This window comes from Anabaena sp. WFMT (assembly GCF_051781005.1).
Classification (GTDB): Bacteria; Cyanobacteriota; Cyanobacteriia; order Cyanobacteriales; family Nostocaceae; genus Anabaena.
On sequence record NZ_JBPWOA010000023.1, the window covers coordinates 17,285 to 35,212 of the forward strand.

The window sequence follows — 17,928 nt, forward strand, 5'->3', positions numbered from 1 at the left end:
TTTGCTCCGGAAAGATGAATTATCTCTCTGTCAACTGGATTGCCAAGAACTTCGGCAAGGTGCCACTAAAAACTTTGTTGATTGTGCCATTTATGCTGCAAATCGTGGGAGTTGTTGGACTGGTAGGTTATTTGTCCTACCGCAGCGGAAAGGTGGCAGTAGAAAACTTGGCAGATAAGTTGATGGATCAAACAGCGAACCGGATTAGCGATCGCCTCGATACCTCCCTGCACACTCAACAACAAGCAGTGGCAGTCAATCACCGCAATACCCAGTTTTTTGCCTCTGCTACTACGTTGTCAGATATCAGTAAGTTTTTGAGCCAACTGAAATTCTCACATTCGGGACAAACTTTTATCCTGGAGCGTTCTGGCAATTTGGTTGCCACATCCACCCTAGAAATCCCCTTTATCAAGCACGACAAAAAACAACCGATACAGTTACCTGCTACCCAGAGTCAGGATGCCCGGACAAAGGCAGTTGCGGCACAACTACAGCAGCAATATGGTGATCTAAAGCAAATTCGAGCTAGTCAACATCTTAAAGTAGCGTTTAGAGGAGAGACGCTGTTTGCTCATATTGATCCTTACGGAGATGAATACGGTCTCGATTGGTTGGTGGTGACAGTCATTCCTGCGTCTGACTTTATGGGAGAAATTCAGGCAAATACCAATTCCACGATTCTGTTATGTGGGTTGACATTATTTATCGTCACCGGCATGGGAATACTTACAGCAGGTTGGATTACTCGACCAATTATTCAGCTAAGTCGAGCTAGTCAAGCTTTAGCAGACGGAAAATGGCAGGAACCTTTACCGGAAAATGAAGTAATAGCAGAGTTGCAGATTTTGGCAAAATCCTTTAATCGCATGGGTGAGCAACTCCAAAAAGCTATTCAAAAATCAGAAGAAAAATTTGCAAAAGTACTTTGTGCTAGCCCTGACCCCATTACTATTATCAATCTTAGAGATGGAAGTTATCTGGCTGTAAATGACCAATTTCTTACCCTCACAGGCTATACCAATGAGGAAGTAATCGGTCATACAATAGATGAATTAAATTTGATAGTTCATTCCCAACAAGCACAAGAAATTTACCATCAGTTACAAACTCAGCAGACAATTCACAATTATGAAATGGAGTGGCGCAGCAAATCAGGAGAAATCAAAACTGGATTGCTCTCTTCAGAGTTGATCGAGCTAGAGGATGATATATTTGTGCTTTCAGTTTTTAAAGACATTAGCAATGTCTACAATGAGCTTCGTTTACGCCAAAAAGCTGAAGCAGAGTTACGCGAAAGCAATCACTTTATCCAACAAGTTACGGATTATTCACCGCAAATTCTCTATATTTTGAACCCAATCTCTTGGGCTAATCTATATGTCAATCGTCAGTCCATAGAGATTTTAGGATACACACCTGAAGAGTTTTTGCAAGGGGGTTCTCAGTTTTTCTTAGACATCTTGCATCCTGAAGATTTGCCTTTGCTGTCTCGAAATATGGCTCACTGGAAAATTGCTCGCGATGGTGAAATTTTAACTACTGAATATCGGATGCGGCATAAAAATGGTTCTTGGTGTTGGTTGCGATCGCGCGATGTGGTTTTTGCTAGAGATGAAAATAATCAAGTGATCAAAATCCTAGGTACTGCCCAAGATATCAGCGAAAGAAAACAAGTCGAAGCTGCCCTAGAACAAGCCCACAATCAGATTACCTTTCATATTGAAAATACTCCCTTAGCAACTATTATCTGGAATGATCAATTTCAAGTTAAAGAGTGGTCAAAACAAGCTGAAGAAATTTTTGGCTGGAGTGCAGCAGAAGTATTGAATAAAAATATGCTCGATTGGCAGTTTATTTTTGAGGAAGATTTAGATCAAGTAAAATCTGAAGCAGAAAGATTAGTAAGTAAAGAAAGTAGTATTTGTAATAATCGCAATTATCGAAAAGACGGTTCTGTAATTCACTGTCAATGGTTTAACTCAACTCTTCTAGACGAATTTGGTAATCTGATTTCTATTCTATCTTTCGTCCAAGATGTGAGCGATCGCGTTCAAGCTGAATTAGAACTCCAACAAGCAAAAGAAGCCGCAGAAGCTGCGAACCATGCTAAAAGCGCTTTTCTGGCAAATATGAGCCACGAACTCCGCACTCCCCTCAACGCTATTCTGGGATTCGCTCAACTCATGAATTGGGACTCTACCCTACTCCCAGAACATCAAGAACAGGTAAAACTCATTTATAGCAGTGGAGAGCATTTACTTAGGCTGATCAATGAAGTTCTTGAACTATCCAAAATTGAAGCTGGAATCATGACTTTGGATAAACAAGAGATTGATTTATTTGAACTGCTTAACTCATTAAACAGTATGTTTAGTCAGCAAGTAAGAAATAAGAAATTGCAGTTGCACCAGGAAATTTTACCAGAAGTTCCTCAATACATCATTGTTGATCCTCAAAAGTTGCAACAGATATTGATTAATTTGATTGGTAACGCCATTAAGTTTACTCAAAAAGGCAGCATTTATCTATCTGTTTCCTTAGCAAATCAGCCAACAAAATTCAGTCATGAATTTAATAACCTCTCCTACATACAATTCCAGGTTATTGATACCGGAGTCGGTATCGCTCCCCAAGATTTAGATATAATTTTTGATGCCTTTACCCAAGCACCAGCAGGTCAACAGAGCCTTCAGGAAGGAACAGGACTCGGACTCACCATTAGTCGTCGGTTAGTGCAGTTAATGGGTGGGGAAATTATGCTCAACAGTACGTTAGGAAAGGGCAGCACATTTCAGTTCACAATTCCAGTTGTGGTAATTACGGGAACCCATATAAAACCTAAAAAACCGACTCAAAGAGTTACAGGACTAGCAACCAACCAACCTAATTATCGGATTTTAGTCGTGGATGACCAGGCTTTAAATCGGCTATTTCTGGTAAAACTGCTCGGTAAACTGAAATTGGAGGTGCGAGAAGCCGTAAATGGAGAAGAAGCTATTTCCCTATGGCAACAATGGCAACCCCACCTCATCTACATGGATATTCGGATGCCAGGATTGGATGGGTATGAAGTGACGAAACAAATTCGAGCTATTGAGCAACCAGATCAATCTACTATCATTATTGCCCTTACGGCTCAAGCCTCTAACGATGATAGCGAAGAGCGAAGCCATCGCCATCTTGCCCTGGAGGCAGGCTGTAATGACTATATCAGTAAACCCTTTCGAGCCGAAACCTTGTTTAGTAAAATGGCTGAACATCTGGATATATGCTACACCTACGAAAATCCAGAGCCACCCCCATTAGTCCTCAAGCAAGCGTTAACGGCTGAAGATTTAGCGGTTATGCCTCAAGCTTGGGTAGTTGAACTCCGTCAAGCTTCGGTATCTTGTGAACAAACAGCAGTGGAGCAGTTGATTCAGCAAATTCCCCCTGAATACTCATCTCTGGCTCTCAGTTTAGAGCAACTCACCCAAAACTTTGCCTTTGAGCAGATTATGAAACTAGCACAAACCTATCTTTGTGGACAGAACCCATAAGCAGAGATAGGTTTTGTATTAGACAAGAGCGTGAAAATGATTGTAGAGACATTCCAGTGGAACTTCTTTACAAGGGTTTCAAGCCACGCACATTTAATTACCGTAGATGTCTATTGTAGGGAGTAAGACATTTTTATTATTTAAGGGTTTTTGTGATATGATGGCATGATAATTGGAATTTTTATGACGGGATGTGGCGCAGCTTGGTAGCGCACTTCGTTCGGGACGAAGGGGCCGCTGGTTCGAATCCAGTCATCCCGATTTGTACATTCGCACAATATATGTCGCAGTTCGCAAATTAGTGTCGTTCTTCGCAGATTAATGTCGCGGGTGCTGTTTTTTGGAGTCAATTTAATGATGCTGGGTTTTCGCAAATTAATGTCGTTATTTTGATGAAATGGAGTTGATTCCACTGCACTTCTAAGTATACTAAAAAATCTTAGAATAATCCCGAACGAAGTGCGCCTTTCAACCCTCCCATTGAAAAATATATCTTTAAATATCAACAAAAAAAGCTGCTCTTTAGCTTTAAACTACCCCTAGTCGGGATGGTAGTTGAAACTCAATTGTTCATTCGTTGGACAATTGATTTCACCTGTCGCTTTCAACCCACCCCTAGTCGGGATGGTAGTTGAAACCCCTGATAAAATAAATCATCAATAGCCGCGACTGTAATCTTTCAACCCACCCCTAGTCGGGATGGTAGTTGAAACAGCAGCTCATATCTTGCACCTGGTTAAGGGAGACAGTATTAACCGAAAATGAGAGAATAAAAATAACATCCAGACTTGGATAAATAAATTAAAATACTGAGACAATAAATAACATATAGTCTACATAAAATAACTGCTAACATACACAAAACTAGCAGTAATTAAATCTGCACAAAGATAATTTAAATTGATTAGTAAAAATGCGAAAAAGGGTGTATTAAACAACATAAATAGCAAGAACTATGGAAGCAACTCTTGCCCGTGTCCATTCCTTAATGTGCACAATCCTAGCATTCATGCCTACCCACTATCAACGAGATAGCTTAGAAGCAATGCTAGGATTATTTCTAGAAGCTCAAGGAAAACCTTTACCACATTACAGTAAAACTAAATCAGAAAGTGCTTTAAGCCGATTTCTAAATCACTATAACTGGTCTACTCGTCAAATAATTCGTCATCTGCGTCGAACAGTAATTGAACTAATTTTGAGTGAATGCAGACGGGGACGTAAACCATTCTTACAAGTAATCATTGATCTAACTACCTTAGAAAAAACAGGTAAATTTAAGGCTTTTAACCACTTAATTACTATTTACAATCATAAACGAGGCTTACATCTAGTTGTCTTGTATTTAGTTGTTGGACAATGGCGTATTCCTTGGAATTTCCGGGTGTGGAGAGGTTCATGTTCAACAACTCCAGCTCAATTAGCTTTAAAAATGGTATGTCGTTTACCGAAACAACTTACCAGGCAATTTCATCTGAAAATCCTGGCTGACTCGGCTTTTGGTACTAAGGAGTTTATTCATGGTATTCGTCAACTTAAATATCACGCTATTCTCGGAATTGCTTGTAATCGTAAATTGGTTGATGGTCGCTCAGTTAAGGATTTATGTCATCGTGGACAACAGTTAAAACTTGTTGGTTTAGATTTTCCTGTTACTATTTCTTGGTATTATTTCAAAACTGATAAAGGTGTGTTTATCAAGAGATATGTTATTTCTACAATACCACTCAAGGCTGCAACTATCTCTTGGTGGGGTAAGCGAAGATGGCAAATAGAAGGATGGTTTAAAACTGCTAAACATCGCTTTGGTTTAGACAAATTTGGACAATGTACTCTCTTGGGTATTTATCGTTGGTTAATCTTATCTGTGACTGCCTATTTATTAGCACATTGGACTTATTTAGCTGAATATTATCCTCATACTCTTGATTGGGGTCAAGCTGCTTTTCTTGCTCTGTCCACTTTTTTTCCTATTTTATTATTGTCTTTATTATTACTTGATATTGAACGCCTTCGTCCTCTAGCATTTAGTCACGGAATTGACATTACTATTTCCAGGTGCAAGATATGAGTTACCAAGTGTTTTGAGTAATTCAGCAGGTATTCTACCTTTTTCTAGCCAAGTTTCAAATTCTGGGTGTTTTCCTATCTGTAGCAATATTTCATTGATGAATGGTGTATTTTTTTCAGTCATCAATTCCCATAGTTGACAGAGGCTGTCTTCTTCAGCAACCAAGCGACATTGAATTGTGATAACGCTCATGGTGTCTTTGATTTTGTGGATTTGAGAAACGTGACATGATTGTTGATTATTTTTTTACTTGTCCTAATTATAGCGCAATAGCGCAAATGTTTTTTTTCTCAAAGACTGTGCAAAAATAAAAGCCGCAAGCTTGGGCTTCAAATTAGGATGGCAGAAGAAACTAGAGAGGTTAGGGGAAGAGTCCCTAAAGATATAAAAATCTCCTTTGAAATTGCCTGTGCGCGTCTGGAAGTGACGCAAACTGCGGCTTTGGAGGAGGCGATTAGAGATTGGTTGCAAAAAAAAGATTCGCCTGGTGGTAAGTCACAGGGGAGTTAAAGGGCTATAGCCCAAATAGCTCGGTTACTTGAAAAATATGAAGTTTTGAAGTTTTTGATCCCTGTTTTCTCGGTTAATATTTTGTACTCTGATTTATGAGACTCATGGTCTCATGAATAACAAGACCATAAATTTCCTCACGTACTTGCGAAATTCAACTTTCAGCAAATATGCCTTCAAATAAGTAACCGCAGCAATGGAAAAATCAGAATCTAAAATCGAGCAGCAAAAAAACTTTCATTATTCTGTAGCTCAAACAGATACTCATACATATATTGAAGGGATTCCTGCACCTGATGAGTTAGTAAAAATACTTGACCGTATCCTGGACGGTAGCGGAAATGAAAACGATATTAATTTACTACGGCAATGTTTAAAGACAGTTAATTGTCAAAATCAGGTGCAGTTAGCAAATTACATTGTTAACCTTGCAGAAGGAAATGGAGTTCATATTGGCGATCGCATAACCTACCAAGGTATAGACGAAGAAACAAAGATAATTCTCCGCCAGTTACAACAATTTCTCCAGAAAAGCCAAGTTTCGATTTCATCTAATTTTTCTCCTAAAACCCCAACAGAAAAGTTTTTAGTCAACACTAATTCACATAAGCAAGTTAGCCGACTACCCCCAGAGCTTAATATTTTCGAGTTTGAAGTGGTAACTGTAGATTTTCAAGGAAGAGAAACAAAGCGTGACCGCAAACAGGCTGAGTATTTTCTAGAAGATTTAGGAAATGGTGTTGTACTGGAAATGGTTTCTATTCAAGGTGGGAATTTTCCAATGGGTGCATCACGAGAGGAAGAAGGATCACAAGAAGATGAACGTCCTCAACATTTAGTTAATATAAAATCCTTCTTTATGGGTAGATATCCCATTACTCAAGCGCAGTGGAAGGCTATTGCAAACCTACCAAAAATAAATCGCCACCTCAACCCTGACCCATCCTATTTTCAGGGAGATAATTTACCTGTAGATTGCATTTCTTGGTACGAAGCACAAGAATTTTGCGCTCGAATATCAAAACAAACAGGAAGAATTTACCGTTTACCTAGTGAAGCCGTATGGGAATATGCTTGTCGTGGTAATATGACATATCCATTTTATTTTGGTTCAAAAATTACGAGAAGTTTAGCAAATTTCAGTGAAGAACAAAAAACTAATGTAGTTCATCGGAGTCAAACTACTGAAGTTGCTACTTTCCCTCCTAATAGCTTTGGATTATACGATATGCACGGCAATATTTGGGAATGGTGTGCTGATTATCAACATGGGGACTATCAAGATGCACCATCAGATGGCAGTGTATGGGAAATAGATGGGAATCCAGAATATAGAATGCTTCGAGGTGGTTCTTGGGATTATAATTGTAGTTATTGCCGTTCAGCCTCTCGCTATTTTGAAAATCCCAGCACCCGCAATAGATCATTTGGTTTTCGAGTAGTCTGTTGTAACTGAAATCACTTAGCTAAACTTGTAAATATTGTTTTACGTTTAATTTGAGTTCGGAAATTAAAACCGATTCTAAAATTTTTACGCTAGTTTCTTGGCGAATCTGAGCTTTTGTCTTACCACGATTATTGATACAGTAATCTCTATAAGGGTGAGAGAGCCAATTCCAACTACCAATAACAGCGAATTGAGAGTCACAAATTAGAATTCTCTGATTTGTACCTTTACTCTCTCTGAATTCTTCTTTTCCTAAAGGATATAGTTTTAAACCTGGATATTGAGGAATTAATTTTCTCAAATGATTTTCAGCTTTAATGTCAATATCATCACTTCCATCAGCACTCATATAACCATAAATGATTTCTATTTTCACCCCTTTTTGTAAAGCCGAAACTATATACTTAGCAAACTGTTCTGGTTCTGAGTTCTTATTTGACCCACGAATCCAAGGTGTAACAATTATTATTTCTTCTTGAACTTCATCAATAGCTGTTTTTAAAATCTCTAAATGTTCACAATCAAGAATGAGGGTAGCTCCAGGCTGCTGTTTAGGGATTTCACTTGTGGATTTGTACTCATAAATTTCACCATTTTCCCGAATATGTTCAACAAGTTGACGGGTATAACCTTGGGCTTTTTCTAACCTATAAAGATTGCCAACTAAAATAAACAGTTCTTCTGCTCTAGATACAGCAACATTGAGAAGATTGGGTTTAGAGTTAAGCCAATCACAGCTTGAATTATCTTGTAGTCTGCATACTTTTGTAGATAGAATTATTACTCGCTTTTGAGAACCCTGAAATTTGTGAATTGTCCCAATTGCATTTGCTTTTAAGCCAGAAAATTCGGGTTGTTTTAGCAGCCTCTTGCTTAATTCTTGAGCATGAATGCTGAATGGTGAAATAACACCTATATCTTCTAATGAATAACCTTGACCAATTAGATGTTTGATTACTTCCGTAACTACAGCTACCTCTTCTGTATTGAAATTTCCCTGTATACTTCCTTCGACATGGTATGCAATTAGATTGGTTTCTAATAAAGGTGATACAGGTGCTGTCTTTACTTCTAACCCATATCCTACGATACGATCGCAAAATTGAATAATATTAGGCTGACAACGGTAATGCTCAACTAGCCGAATTCCTTGACCTACTTCGCCATCTTCTCCACTTGCTCCCGCTGCTCGATGATAGGTAGTAGCTCGGTCTGTTTCTTCAGGACTGTAAAGATGATAATCAAGTTCAGATAACCTTTTTTCAGTAAAAGCTGCCTGACGGTATTGTTCGCGTCTTTGATTAGTTAAATTGATAATAGGTTCAATCTGAAGTGGATCTCCCACAATAATAGCTTTGCGACACCTGAACAACAAAGGAAATGTTTGATGCTGTGGGATCATTCCAGCTTCATCTACAATAATTCTATCAACGCAGTCAATAACGCACGGTAGCATATTTCTTACTGACAGCAACGTGGTAGTAATAACTGGAAATATTAAACTTACAGCTTTTATAGTTTTTTCTAATTTCTCTAAATTCTGGGAAAAGTTTCGGCGGATTCTATAATCGCCAGTTATAAAATTTGAATAGGCAATTAAAGCCTTTTTCACATTTTCTTTATTTCGTAATGCCTCCTGCTTGAGCAACTGCCGTGACAATTCAAATAATCGCTTATGTTCTTCATGATTATCAATATGAAAGTAATCATAAAAATCTTGTAATGGATTGTTCAATCTGCTCTCCAATACTGTTACTTCTGCGGTCATCGCATTATACTCATTAGTATAAGTGTGAATCTTATCAGTAACTTCTATTAATATATTTTGTACGTTTTGCAATTCCTTAACTTTTTCAAGTCTGGTCTTAATAAAATTTAATTCTTGAATCAAGATACTCCTATTATTGGGGTTTTTAATAGAAAAGGGAGTATCAATGGTTTGTAAAATGTATTCTTCACATCTAGCAGTAATTTTTAACAAAATTTGTTTTTCTGTACTGCGAGTTAGCCAAAGTATTAATTTTTTCCACCAAGGTAAACTACTTTCAGGCAGCTTTGATTTGGCATTCTCAAAAATTAGCTGAATTTTTCTATAGACTTCTGTTGGAAGTTGTTCATACAAGTCTAAGTCCTTAGCCTTTCTCTCAGACTGAATTTTCGTAATTTTCAAACTTTCTATTTCTAATTCAAGCTGTTGAATCTTCTTCTTTAACTGGGGTTGTCGTTCCTCGTCCACATCACGTTGATGACGTAAGTTTAAATAGTTATTTTCTTGAACTTTTAAACTTGATGCTATTATGTTAATTTCTTCAGCCAGGAAATTATAGATATTTTCGTCGAAGCTTTGTTTATCTAGTAATTCGGTAATAGCAATTTGGAGAGTGTTTTTAGCTGCTCCTGGAGCTTTAATATTGGTTGTACTTCCTCCTTTTAGATAAAAAAACTGTTCTTCTAAAGGGTTTTCTTTCAAATACTCATCTAGTTTTTCAATAACATTTTCAACAGCTTTATTTACAGTGCTGCTAACAACTGTCAGGTTATTTATGTCTTCCCCAGTTTCCACCAATTTGAGCGCACGTTTAACAACTTGCTGGGCTATAACATGAAGAATGAGAGTAGTTTTCCCAGAACCAGGAGGACCTTGGACTGCTGTTATTAATTCAGTTTGGGCGTGTTTTATTGCTTTTAATTGCGAATTAGTTGGTGGATAAATTGGGAAAGCTCCCATGTATGTTATCTTGTGGGCTGGAAGTTGGGGCTTTCCAAATAAATATTCATAGGCTGGATGCTTTGATTTCAACCAATTTTTACGACTAGACTGAATGTTTTTTAAATCAGGTTTGAGATTGCGATGAAAGGTACTTACCTTAAACTTGAATAAATAAGACTTGCGTTCAATTTTATATGGAGACGACTGTAGTTTATTCATCCAGTCTTCATAGGTGTCAAATTCAACTCCAAAGGTACTTCTGAGAAACTGTGCGAACCCATCTTGAGTATTTAACTGCTGTCTCTGTTCATCATCAAGGTTTAGAAATCTCGCTAAGTTTTCTCCAGCCTCTACTAATTCCAATTCTTCAAGATTCCATCCTTGCTCTTGATATTCTCCTTTCAGGATAGATGTCACATCTAAGCTAAACAAAGGATAATATTCAGATGCCCCTTGGTTGACTTTCGAGAGTTGAGGAAAAGATAAAACCCAAATAGTTTCTTCTTGACCAGTTTCTTCACTGACCTTCCGTTTTATGTCAGAAAAAGTAGCTTTGTTAATTTTTACATAATTACCATCTAGCTCTACACCACTCAACACTGCCTCTTTACCTGGAACTGTGGCATTGTTAAAATCTACTAAAGCAATGAACTCTAACCATGCGTCAAGAATAGCATCTATCTTACTAGCTTCCTTCAAAACTACCTCCAAGTCAGTTTACTGGATTTAATTGTTATGTGTTTCATCACTCGACATTAAAACCAAGGTAATTTACTAACAAAGAGGTAGTCATTATTCATCCTTAGTTTCACCAAAAAAATTAACTGTTGTGAATTACATCACCAATATGAATACCTTCCGCTTTTACAATGTTAGTAATATATTTACCGTGTTGATGTATCACATCGGCAATTTTGTAAATAGTCTGTGTCGCTTCAGGCTTCACTTCTTCCCATCCTTTATCAGGTAAACCCTTACCACCTCGAAGCTTGGCAATCACAAAATCTCCTCCTGTCATATCATTTTGAGGAACTTGTTCCACTTTATACAAATCACGCACAGTTTCAGGTACTGCTTGTCCAAGATAATTCATGATATTAGAAACCCGCACTTCTGTATCACCTGGTTTGTTACCAGCACCTTGTAAAGCTTCAAGAAAGTGATAAGTGTATATGCTATTTCTTTGATCTTGTTTTATCCAAGATTTTTGCTCGCCTTCAGAAGAAGTGAAAACCAATCTGCCTTTTCCTTGTTTCAACTCATTAATAAAGCCTTTAGATGGAGCAACTCGGATAAAATCTTCAAATTCTTCATCAAATTTTTTGTCTAGTATCAAGTCAGCATCTTTAGAAGTTGCCATTCCTGCTGCATGACAACTATCAATAACAACTAACAAACGTTCAGATTGAATTTGGCGTAATGCTTCTGTAAAATCCGCTGCTGATAATGCTGAACCTGAAATTTTAGTAGGTTTAATGTCATGCTGCAATAAATAATATCGTTTTGTATTTTTGTCTACCCAGCCATGTCCTGAATAATAAACGAATATAGTAGCATCAGGGTCAGATTCTGCTTTTTCTTTTAACCAATTTAATCCATCCAAAATACCAGCTTTGGTTGCATCCTTGTTATTGAGTATCCGAATATGATCCTTGTCATCAGGATAAGCACACAATTCAGGATCAATTAATGCAGCGTAAATTGCCTGGGTATCTTTGACAGTTACAGGCAACGATAATTTACTATAAGCAGATTCTCCAACGCCAATTAGTAAGGCGTAACCGTGAATAAATTTCTCTGTCATGTCAATTTCTTCCTATGAAATAAAAAAATTAATTGCAAAGTAAATTGGTTATTCCTCATACCGACTGATGCGGAAGATTACATAGTTATAAGGTAGTTTAGAACTGTCTGCCTTATGTACGATCGCACCTATTTCCGGTTTGTAAATCCATTTGTTCCAGTCAATTACTGTTTCATCTGCAACTTGCACAGCAATATAATTACCCTCAGCTAAACGACAACCCATTGCTGAATCTTCAAAATCTAGTCCCAGGTAAAATTTCTGTACAGCAACGTTTTCATGACGTTGAGCTAGTAATTTGACAACTCCCAAGGTTATTTCTGTAAAAGGTGCGATCGCAGGTTGGGTAGTAGTTAAAAGTTTGATTTTCAAAACTATTTGACAGGAATGTATTCATTTGTTGATCGCTCAACTAAAAATTTAAAAGCCATCAGTAATTCTATGGGAGAATTTCTTGTTGAAGAAAAAATAAGTTTATCAGGGTTACAATTATTAATAATTTTGATTGTGTTTCTAGGGCTGCTAATATTACTCATTATTAATTTAAAGTAAGTTGTAAATCTCTAAATTTAGCTGTTCTGCTCAACCTGAAAAAACGAGAGTCTGACAAAATTGTACCTATTTACAATCTTCATTAATATTTACGATTCCAAAATATTAAAACTATGATAGATGACGAATTAAAACTGATTATTAACAAAATCACGGAAGGGACACACTCTGAAGAAGATTTATCAAAATTACTTCAGATATTGAAAAATACTGATAATCGCCACATTGCATTGCAGCTAGGCAAGAATGGAGTTTAAATTAATAACATGAATGATTGGAAAATTTTTCAAGGTAATAGTGAACCACACGATAATATTAATCAACTTCCATATCCTCCAGAATGGCGTAAATTCATCGGTGCAGATGATTCGGTATTACAAGAAATTGAGCAACGCTGGCAGAAATTCTGTGAGGAGTCAGAGCCAAATATTAGAGATGAGGAACGGGGTAAAAGTTTCCGTATCCACACTGATAAAAATAATGACAGAAATACTGTTATTAATATGGTCAATGCAGCCCTGTATTTAAGACGACCTTTGTTAGTAACAGGAAAACCGGGAACAGGTAAAACATCTTTGGCTTATGCTGTGGCTTATGAACTAAAACTGGGTGCTGTATTACCTTGGTATATTACTGCTCGTTCAACCTTACAGGAAGGATTATATCGTTATGATGCGATCGCTCGTCTCCAAGATGTGCAGATGGGTTATAAAAGTAAAGATATTGGTCGCTACATTCAACTAGGTCCACTAGGTACAGCCCTTCTTCCTTCCCGTCGTCCTCGTGTTTTGCTGATTGACGAAATAGACAAAAGCGATATTAATTTACCCAATGATTTACTCAATTTATTTGAAGAGGGAGAATTTGAAATCCCAGAATTAGCGCGAATTTCCAAAGAAGTGAATCAGGTAGAAATTCGTACCTATGATGGGATAGATGTTCCTATAAAAGCAGGTCGATTGCGCTGTCAAAATTTCCCTTTTATTTTATTAACTAACAATGGTGAGCGAGATTTTCCCCCAGCATTTTTGAGGCGTTGTCTCAGATTAAATATGCCTTATGAACCTGATGCAACTGCCTTGAAAGAAATTGTGAAGGCACATTTAGGCAGCGATATAATCACAAAAGACGAGGAAAAAATTAATGAATTAATTGCCAAATTTAGAACATTGCGAGAAGGTGGAGATATAGCAACAGATCAATTGCTGAATGCCATTTATATAGTCACTCGTGAATTTAAACCAGAAGCAGCAGAAGAGAAAGACTTAATTGATATTTTGCTGAAATACTTAACCAGTGCGGAGGACAGATGATTGACCAGTTAATTACTGCATTGAGTAAAGAAGTAGAAATGTCAGCCGCAGAAATTGCTGATACGATTTGGCTGGCACTTCAAATGCAGGAATTTCCATCTGAGTCAGTCTCCTCTAGTTTTCCCCTGCAAACGGAAGACGAGAGAGAAAATAAAAAGCCGGAAAATCAGCTAAATCAGCAAACATTGCCAAAAACTTCAGACTTGGAAGAAACACCAAATAAATCACCAGAAGAACCAAAAGCGGGCATTTATCCCCGAAATGAGCAACAAAGTTTGAAATCATCAAATTTATCCTTTAAAGTCCCTGATGCTCCTTCCTTGCGTGAGCCTTTAACCTTAGCACGAGCGTTAAAGCCCTTAATGCGTCGTATTCCCTCTGGAAGAGAATTGGTATTAGATGAAGCCGCTACTATCCAACGAATTGCGGTTGAAAGACTGTGGATACCCGTACTCAAACCCACGGTAGAACCTTGGTTAGATTTGGAATTAGTCGTTGATGAAGCCATCTCCATGCAAATCTGGAGACATACCATTAAGGAATTAGAACGACTGCTGAAAAACTATGGAATTTTCCGAGATGTACGGGTCTGGGGACTAATTACGGATGACAATGAACAGGTACAGATTCGTCGGGGTATCGGTGCAGCAGCTAAAAATCAAACTCCCCGTAGTCCCAAGGAATTAATTGACCCTACTGGTCGGCGTTTGGTGTTGGTAGTCAGTGATTGTGTGTCATCTCTGTGGCGCAATGGAGAACTTACGCCTGTATTAGAACTCTGGGCAAAACAAGGGTCAATGGCCATTGTCCAGATGCTTCCTAAGTGGTTGTGGAAAAGAACTGCTTTAGGTAGAGCCTCAGAAGTGCGGTTGCGGGGGTTGACTCCTGGGATGTTTAACCAGAAATTAATTGCTAAAGAAGTGTCATTGTGGGATGAACTGGAGGAAGAAACGGGGGTTAAAGTCCCTGTATTTACCTTAGAACCGGATAAAGTTGCTACTTGGGCGCAAATGTTATCAGGTAAGGGCAATATTTGGACCTTGGGATATGTGTTTAAGTTAGATCCTCCTGTTAAAAAGGAAAGAGAGTTATTTAATCTTAATCATAGTGAATTGAATGCAGAACAGCGTGTCCAGGCATTTCGAGTAACGGCTTCACCGATGGCACGAAAATTAGCAGGATTATTAGCTTCTGCACCTGTAATTAGTCTGCCAATTGTGCGATTAATTCGAGAATCACTATTAAAAGATTCTCAACAAGTTCATGTGGCTGAGGTGTTTTTAGGGGGATTATTAAAGCCATTATCTGAGATAAATGCAGATACTAATCCTGATTATGTTCAGTATGAATTTATGGACGGGGTGCGGGAGTTATTAGTTGATTCTGTTCCTTCTGAGTATGTTTTGAATGTGGTGGATGAGGTATCGAAATATGTGGCTAAGAAAGTAGGGTTATCGCTTGAAGATTTTGCTGCTGTCTTGAGGAATCCGCAAGAAGTTAGAGATAGTGGGATTGTTGAGGAAGTTGGATGTTTTGCAACGGTTACTGCTCAGGTTTTGAGGGGTTTGGGTGGTGAATATGTAAAGCTTGCTAAGGAATTGGAGTTAGATTATTTTGAAATTAATAAAAATTCGTATCCAACAATTCCATTAATCAGTGATACTTTTAATCATGGTTATGCGTTACTAATTGGTATTGGTGAATCTGCTTATAGTAAATTGTCTTTGCCTGTAACTGTCAAAGATACCCAGGCAATTTACGCTGCACTAATTGACCCTGAACTGTGTGCCTATCCTGATGACCAAGAGCATATTCGGGTACTAAATAACAAAGATGCAACTAAAGCAGGTATTTTAGATGGATTAAATTGGTTAAAAGAAAAAGCCGAATCTGACCCTAGTGCTACTGTATTTATTTATTATTCAGGACATGGCTGGGTAGATAAAAACACAAACAGATATTATTTATTGCAGCATGACATTAAACCCACTAAAATTGCAAATTCGGCATTATCAGCAGAAGATTTTACCGAAGCAATACGGCAAATTCAATCAGAACGTTTATTAGTTGTAATTGATAGTTGTCACGCAGCAGGAATGGCAACTTATAAAGATGCTGATTTGGAACTTGATAAAGAACTGGATGAAGAGTTTGATGATTTTCTCCGAGTTGCACCATCCAAAGATTTGATTGATGAATTGAAAAAGGGGGGTGTTGCTGATTTTGGGTATGATTTGTATTTAGTTGCGATCGCTAAACTATTAAATGAACAGTATTTCAGATTATTAGATTTTTATTTTCATACCTTGATTTAGCAAGGCCAAAAGGGGAAAAGTAGAGTAGTTTTTACTTCCTCTGAAGGTGAGCAAAAATCTTGGGTAAAAGATGAAAGAATTAGTATGTACACTTATCATTTTCTTGAAGCTTTACAAGGTGCAGGAAACAAACCAGGTGATACAGAAGTTAGAGTTTCTAATATCATGAATCACCTTGGTAAAGCAGTATCTGAAACTGCGCGTGAGTTATATAAAGTGGAGCAAGTTCCTCAAAACGATATGACTGGAGGAGATTTTGTGATCGCCAAACTTCGAGGTGGTAAAGGTTTACCCGATACAGGATGGGAAGAAGTGAAGCCTGAAGCGACACAGACTATTTACAAAATTCGTCAAATAATAGAGTACGGGACGGAAAATATTGTCAATGTCCAAAAAATTGATAACGTTCATATTGGTGATGTAATTCACAAAAGTTAAATTCTGATTTGAAACTAAGGATGAATTAATACTACCTCTTTGTTAGTAAATTACCTTAGCTTTAATTTTAACGGGACTTACGCAAAATATCTCTCAAACCCTCTTTCCTTCGTGTTCTTTGTGTCCTTCGTGGTTTGTTCTTTCGTAACTTGTGCGTAAGTCCTAGAAGCTAATTAATTGCGATCGCCATCTCAACCTAAATACAAATTTACTGCTTGAATCATCATCAAAATGACAATTAAGAAAAATCTAGGAGTTTATAGAAATTTTTGTCTAAAATAGAACTAAAAAATTTTGAAATCAATGACAGACCCCAGCAACATTAATGATCTTATTCAACGCATTCTCAACGGAAATCAAACTGATGAGGACGTTAAAGCTTTGCGTCAGTGGTTAAATAGGGGTGGAATTCAAAATCTACAAGTAGGTAAGAACATTGTTAATATTGGACAGGGACAAGCTATTCATATTGGCGATCGCACTTACCAAGGACTTGATGCACAAGCGATTCGAGAAGTTACTCGTGCTGTAATTCAGGGTTCTAACACCACAGAGATCCGAGAAATCGTTCGCTCTATCCTCAAAGAAGAGTTTCAGAACTTGGCACAAAGGGAAAATCCTCAAAGTAGTTCGCGCAAAACCATTTTAGTGGTAGCCTCCAGCCCCACCAATGAAGCGAGATTGCGCTTAGATAAAGAGGTGCGAGAAATTGAAGAGGGTTTGCGAAGGTCGCAGCATAGAGAAAAATTTATTTTGCAGCAACGTGGGGCGGTTCGTCCTGATGATTTACGTCGTGCCATGTTGGATTTTAATCCCCAGATTGTTCACTTTTCTGGACATGGTTCTGGTGAAGATGGATTAGTTTTAGAAAATGATTTAGGAGAAGCACAACTTGTTTCAACTGAGGCTTTAGCAAATTTATTCAAACGATTTGCCAAGCGAGGACTTGAATGTGTTGTTCTCAATGCTTGCTACTCGGAAATTCAAGCAGATGAGATAGTTAAACATATTGATTATGTGGTTGGTATGAATAGTAATATAGGAGACGATGCCGCGATTAAGTTTGCAGTTGGTTTTTATGATGAACTAGCGGCTGGTTATTCTTATGAAGATGCTTATCACGGTGGTTGTGATGCGATCGCTCTGCAAGGAATCCCAGAGGAAAATACCCCAGTATTCAAAAATCTAAAAAAAAAGTCCAATTAACGGCAACAAATCCAGTTGAT

Annotated in this window: 13 protein-coding genes and 1 tRNA gene; 10 read left to right on the forward strand and 4 right to left on the reverse strand. The window is 37.7% G+C overall.

Translation table 11 applies throughout. The features are described 5' to 3' along the window. Positions 1-14 precede the first annotated feature (14 nt). The 3 genes from ACSQ6I_RS14715 (at position 15) to ACSQ6I_RS14725 (ending at position 5,613) form a co-directional block, all read left to right on the forward strand. On the forward strand, positions 15-3,542 hold the full coding sequence (locus ACSQ6I_RS14715) for a PAS domain S-box protein (RefSeq protein ID WP_438891065.1): 3,528 nt from the start codon (positions 15-17) through the stop codon (positions 3,540-3,542). A gap of 187 nt (positions 3,543-3,729) precedes the next feature. After that, positions 3,730-3,803, forward strand: a tRNA-Pro gene (locus ACSQ6I_RS14720). A 748-nt stretch (positions 3,804-4,551) separates the two neighbouring features. Further along, positions 4,552-5,613 carry a transposase gene (locus tag ACSQ6I_RS14725; RefSeq protein ID WP_438888595.1) on the forward strand — a complete coding sequence of 354 codons (1,062 nt, stop codon included), beginning with the start codon at positions 4,552-4,554 and terminating at the stop codon, positions 5,611-5,613. On the opposite strand, the gene ACSQ6I_RS14730 is transcribed toward ACSQ6I_RS14725, so the two are convergent. After that, positions 5,563-5,805 carry a hypothetical protein gene (locus ACSQ6I_RS14730; RefSeq protein WP_438891066.1) on the reverse strand — a complete coding sequence of 81 codons (243 nt, stop codon included), beginning with the start codon at positions 5,803-5,805 and terminating at the stop codon, positions 5,563-5,565. The genes ACSQ6I_RS14725 and ACSQ6I_RS14730 overlap by 51 nt on opposite strands. 147 nt (positions 5,806-5,952) lie before the next feature. Between ACSQ6I_RS14730 and ACSQ6I_RS14735 the strand changes: the two genes are divergently transcribed. Together ACSQ6I_RS14735 and ACSQ6I_RS14740 are read left to right on the forward strand one after the other, a co-directional pair. Then, positions 5,953-6,123 (forward strand): hypothetical protein, encoded by a 171-nt coding sequence (locus ACSQ6I_RS14735; RefSeq protein ID WP_438891067.1) that lies wholly within the window; start codon positions 5,953-5,955, stop codon positions 6,121-6,123. A 196-nt stretch (positions 6,124-6,319) separates the two neighbouring features. Next, positions 6,320-7,579: an SUMF1/EgtB/PvdO family nonheme iron enzyme gene (locus ACSQ6I_RS14740; RefSeq protein ID WP_438891068.1), complete on the forward strand. Its 1,260-nt coding sequence runs from the start codon at positions 6,320-6,322 to the stop codon at positions 7,577-7,579. Between the two features lie 10 nt (positions 7,580-7,589). Here the strand turns inward: ACSQ6I_RS14740 and ACSQ6I_RS14745 are convergent, their stop codons facing one another. The 3 genes from ACSQ6I_RS14745 to ACSQ6I_RS14755 all read right to left on the reverse strand — a co-directional run bounded on the left by ACSQ6I_RS14745 (position 7,590) and on the right by ACSQ6I_RS14755 (position 12,456). Further along, positions 7,590-10,979: an AAA domain-containing protein gene (locus tag ACSQ6I_RS14745; RefSeq protein WP_438891069.1), complete on the reverse strand. Its 3,390-nt coding sequence runs from the start codon at positions 10,977-10,979 to the stop codon at positions 7,590-7,592. A gap of 121 nt (positions 10,980-11,100) precedes the next feature. Continuing rightward, the gene (locus ACSQ6I_RS14750) at positions 11,101-12,084 is read right to left on the reverse strand and encodes a caspase family protein (RefSeq protein WP_438891070.1); all 984 of its coding nucleotides are present in this window, start codon (positions 12,082-12,084) and stop codon (positions 11,101-11,103) included. Between the two features lie 48 nt (positions 12,085-12,132). After that, complete coding sequence (locus ACSQ6I_RS14755) at positions 12,133-12,456, reverse strand: hypothetical protein (protein WP_438891071.1); 324 nt, start codon at positions 12,454-12,456, stop codon at positions 12,133-12,135. Positions 12,457-12,749: 293 nt separating this feature from the next. Between ACSQ6I_RS14755 and ACSQ6I_RS14760 the strand changes: the two genes are divergently transcribed. The 5 genes from ACSQ6I_RS14760 (at position 12,750) to ACSQ6I_RS14780 (ending at position 17,908) form a co-directional block, all read left to right on the forward strand. Beyond that, the gene (locus tag ACSQ6I_RS14760; RefSeq protein ID WP_438891072.1) at positions 12,750-12,893 is read left to right on the forward strand and encodes a hypothetical protein; all 144 of its coding nucleotides are present in this window, start codon (positions 12,750-12,752) and stop codon (positions 12,891-12,893) included. 9 nt (positions 12,894-12,902) lie between these two features. Beyond that, positions 12,903-13,949 (forward strand): AAA family ATPase, encoded by a 1,047-nt coding sequence (locus ACSQ6I_RS14765; protein ID WP_438891073.1) that lies wholly within the window; start codon positions 12,903-12,905, stop codon positions 13,947-13,949. Continuing rightward, the gene (locus ACSQ6I_RS14770) at positions 13,946-16,264 is read left to right on the forward strand and encodes an SAV_2336 N-terminal domain-related protein (RefSeq protein WP_438891074.1); all 2,319 of its coding nucleotides are present in this window, start codon (positions 13,946-13,948) and stop codon (positions 16,262-16,264) included. Before ACSQ6I_RS14765 ends, ACSQ6I_RS14770 begins: the two co-directional genes overlap by 4 nt. An 84-nt stretch (positions 16,265-16,348) precedes the next feature. Beyond that, a complete protein-coding gene (locus ACSQ6I_RS14775; protein ID WP_438891075.1) occupies positions 16,349-16,702 on the forward strand; it encodes a hypothetical protein in 354 nt (117 codons plus the stop codon). 303 nt (positions 16,703-17,005) lie between these two features. After that, on the forward strand, positions 17,006-17,908 hold the full coding sequence (locus tag ACSQ6I_RS14780; RefSeq protein ID WP_438891076.1) for a CHAT domain-containing protein: 903 nt from the start codon (positions 17,006-17,008) through the stop codon (positions 17,906-17,908). Positions 17,909-17,928 lie beyond the last annotated feature (20 nt).

What these genes read in the sequence shown, in the direction of transcription:
- ACSQ6I_RS14715 (WP_438891065.1), top strand. Translation starts at nt 15, where the DNA reads ATGAATTATCTCTCTGTCAACTGGATTGCCAAGAACTTCGGCAAGGTG.
- ACSQ6I_RS14725 (WP_438888595.1), top strand. Translation starts at nt 4,552, where the DNA reads ATGCCTACCCACTATCAACGAGATAGCTTAGAAGCAATGCTAGGATTA.
- ACSQ6I_RS14730 (WP_438891066.1), bottom strand. Translation starts at nt 5,805, where the DNA reads ATGAGCGTTATCACAATTCAATGTCGCTTGGTTGCTGAAGAAGACAGC.
- ACSQ6I_RS14735 (WP_438891067.1), top strand. Translation starts at nt 5,953, where the DNA reads ATGGCAGAAGAAACTAGAGAGGTTAGGGGAAGAGTCCCTAAAGATATA.
- ACSQ6I_RS14740 (WP_438891068.1), top strand. Translation starts at nt 6,320, where the DNA reads ATGGAAAAATCAGAATCTAAAATCGAGCAGCAAAAAAACTTTCATTAT.
- ACSQ6I_RS14750 (WP_438891070.1), bottom strand. Translation starts at nt 12,084, where the DNA reads ATGACAGAGAAATTTATTCACGGTTACGCCTTACTAATTGGCGTTGGA.
- ACSQ6I_RS14760 (WP_438891072.1), top strand. Translation starts at nt 12,750, where the DNA reads ATGATAGATGACGAATTAAAACTGATTATTAACAAAATCACGGAAGGG.
- ACSQ6I_RS14765 (WP_438891073.1), top strand. Translation starts at nt 12,903, where the DNA reads ATGAATGATTGGAAAATTTTTCAAGGTAATAGTGAACCACACGATAAT.
- ACSQ6I_RS14770 (WP_438891074.1), top strand. Translation starts at nt 13,946, where the DNA reads ATGATTGACCAGTTAATTACTGCATTGAGTAAAGAAGTAGAAATGTCA.
- ACSQ6I_RS14775 (WP_438891075.1), top strand. Translation starts at nt 16,349, where the DNA reads ATGTACACTTATCATTTTCTTGAAGCTTTACAAGGTGCAGGAAACAAA.
- ACSQ6I_RS14780 (WP_438891076.1), top strand. Translation starts at nt 17,006, where the DNA reads ATGACAGACCCCAGCAACATTAATGATCTTATTCAACGCATTCTCAAC.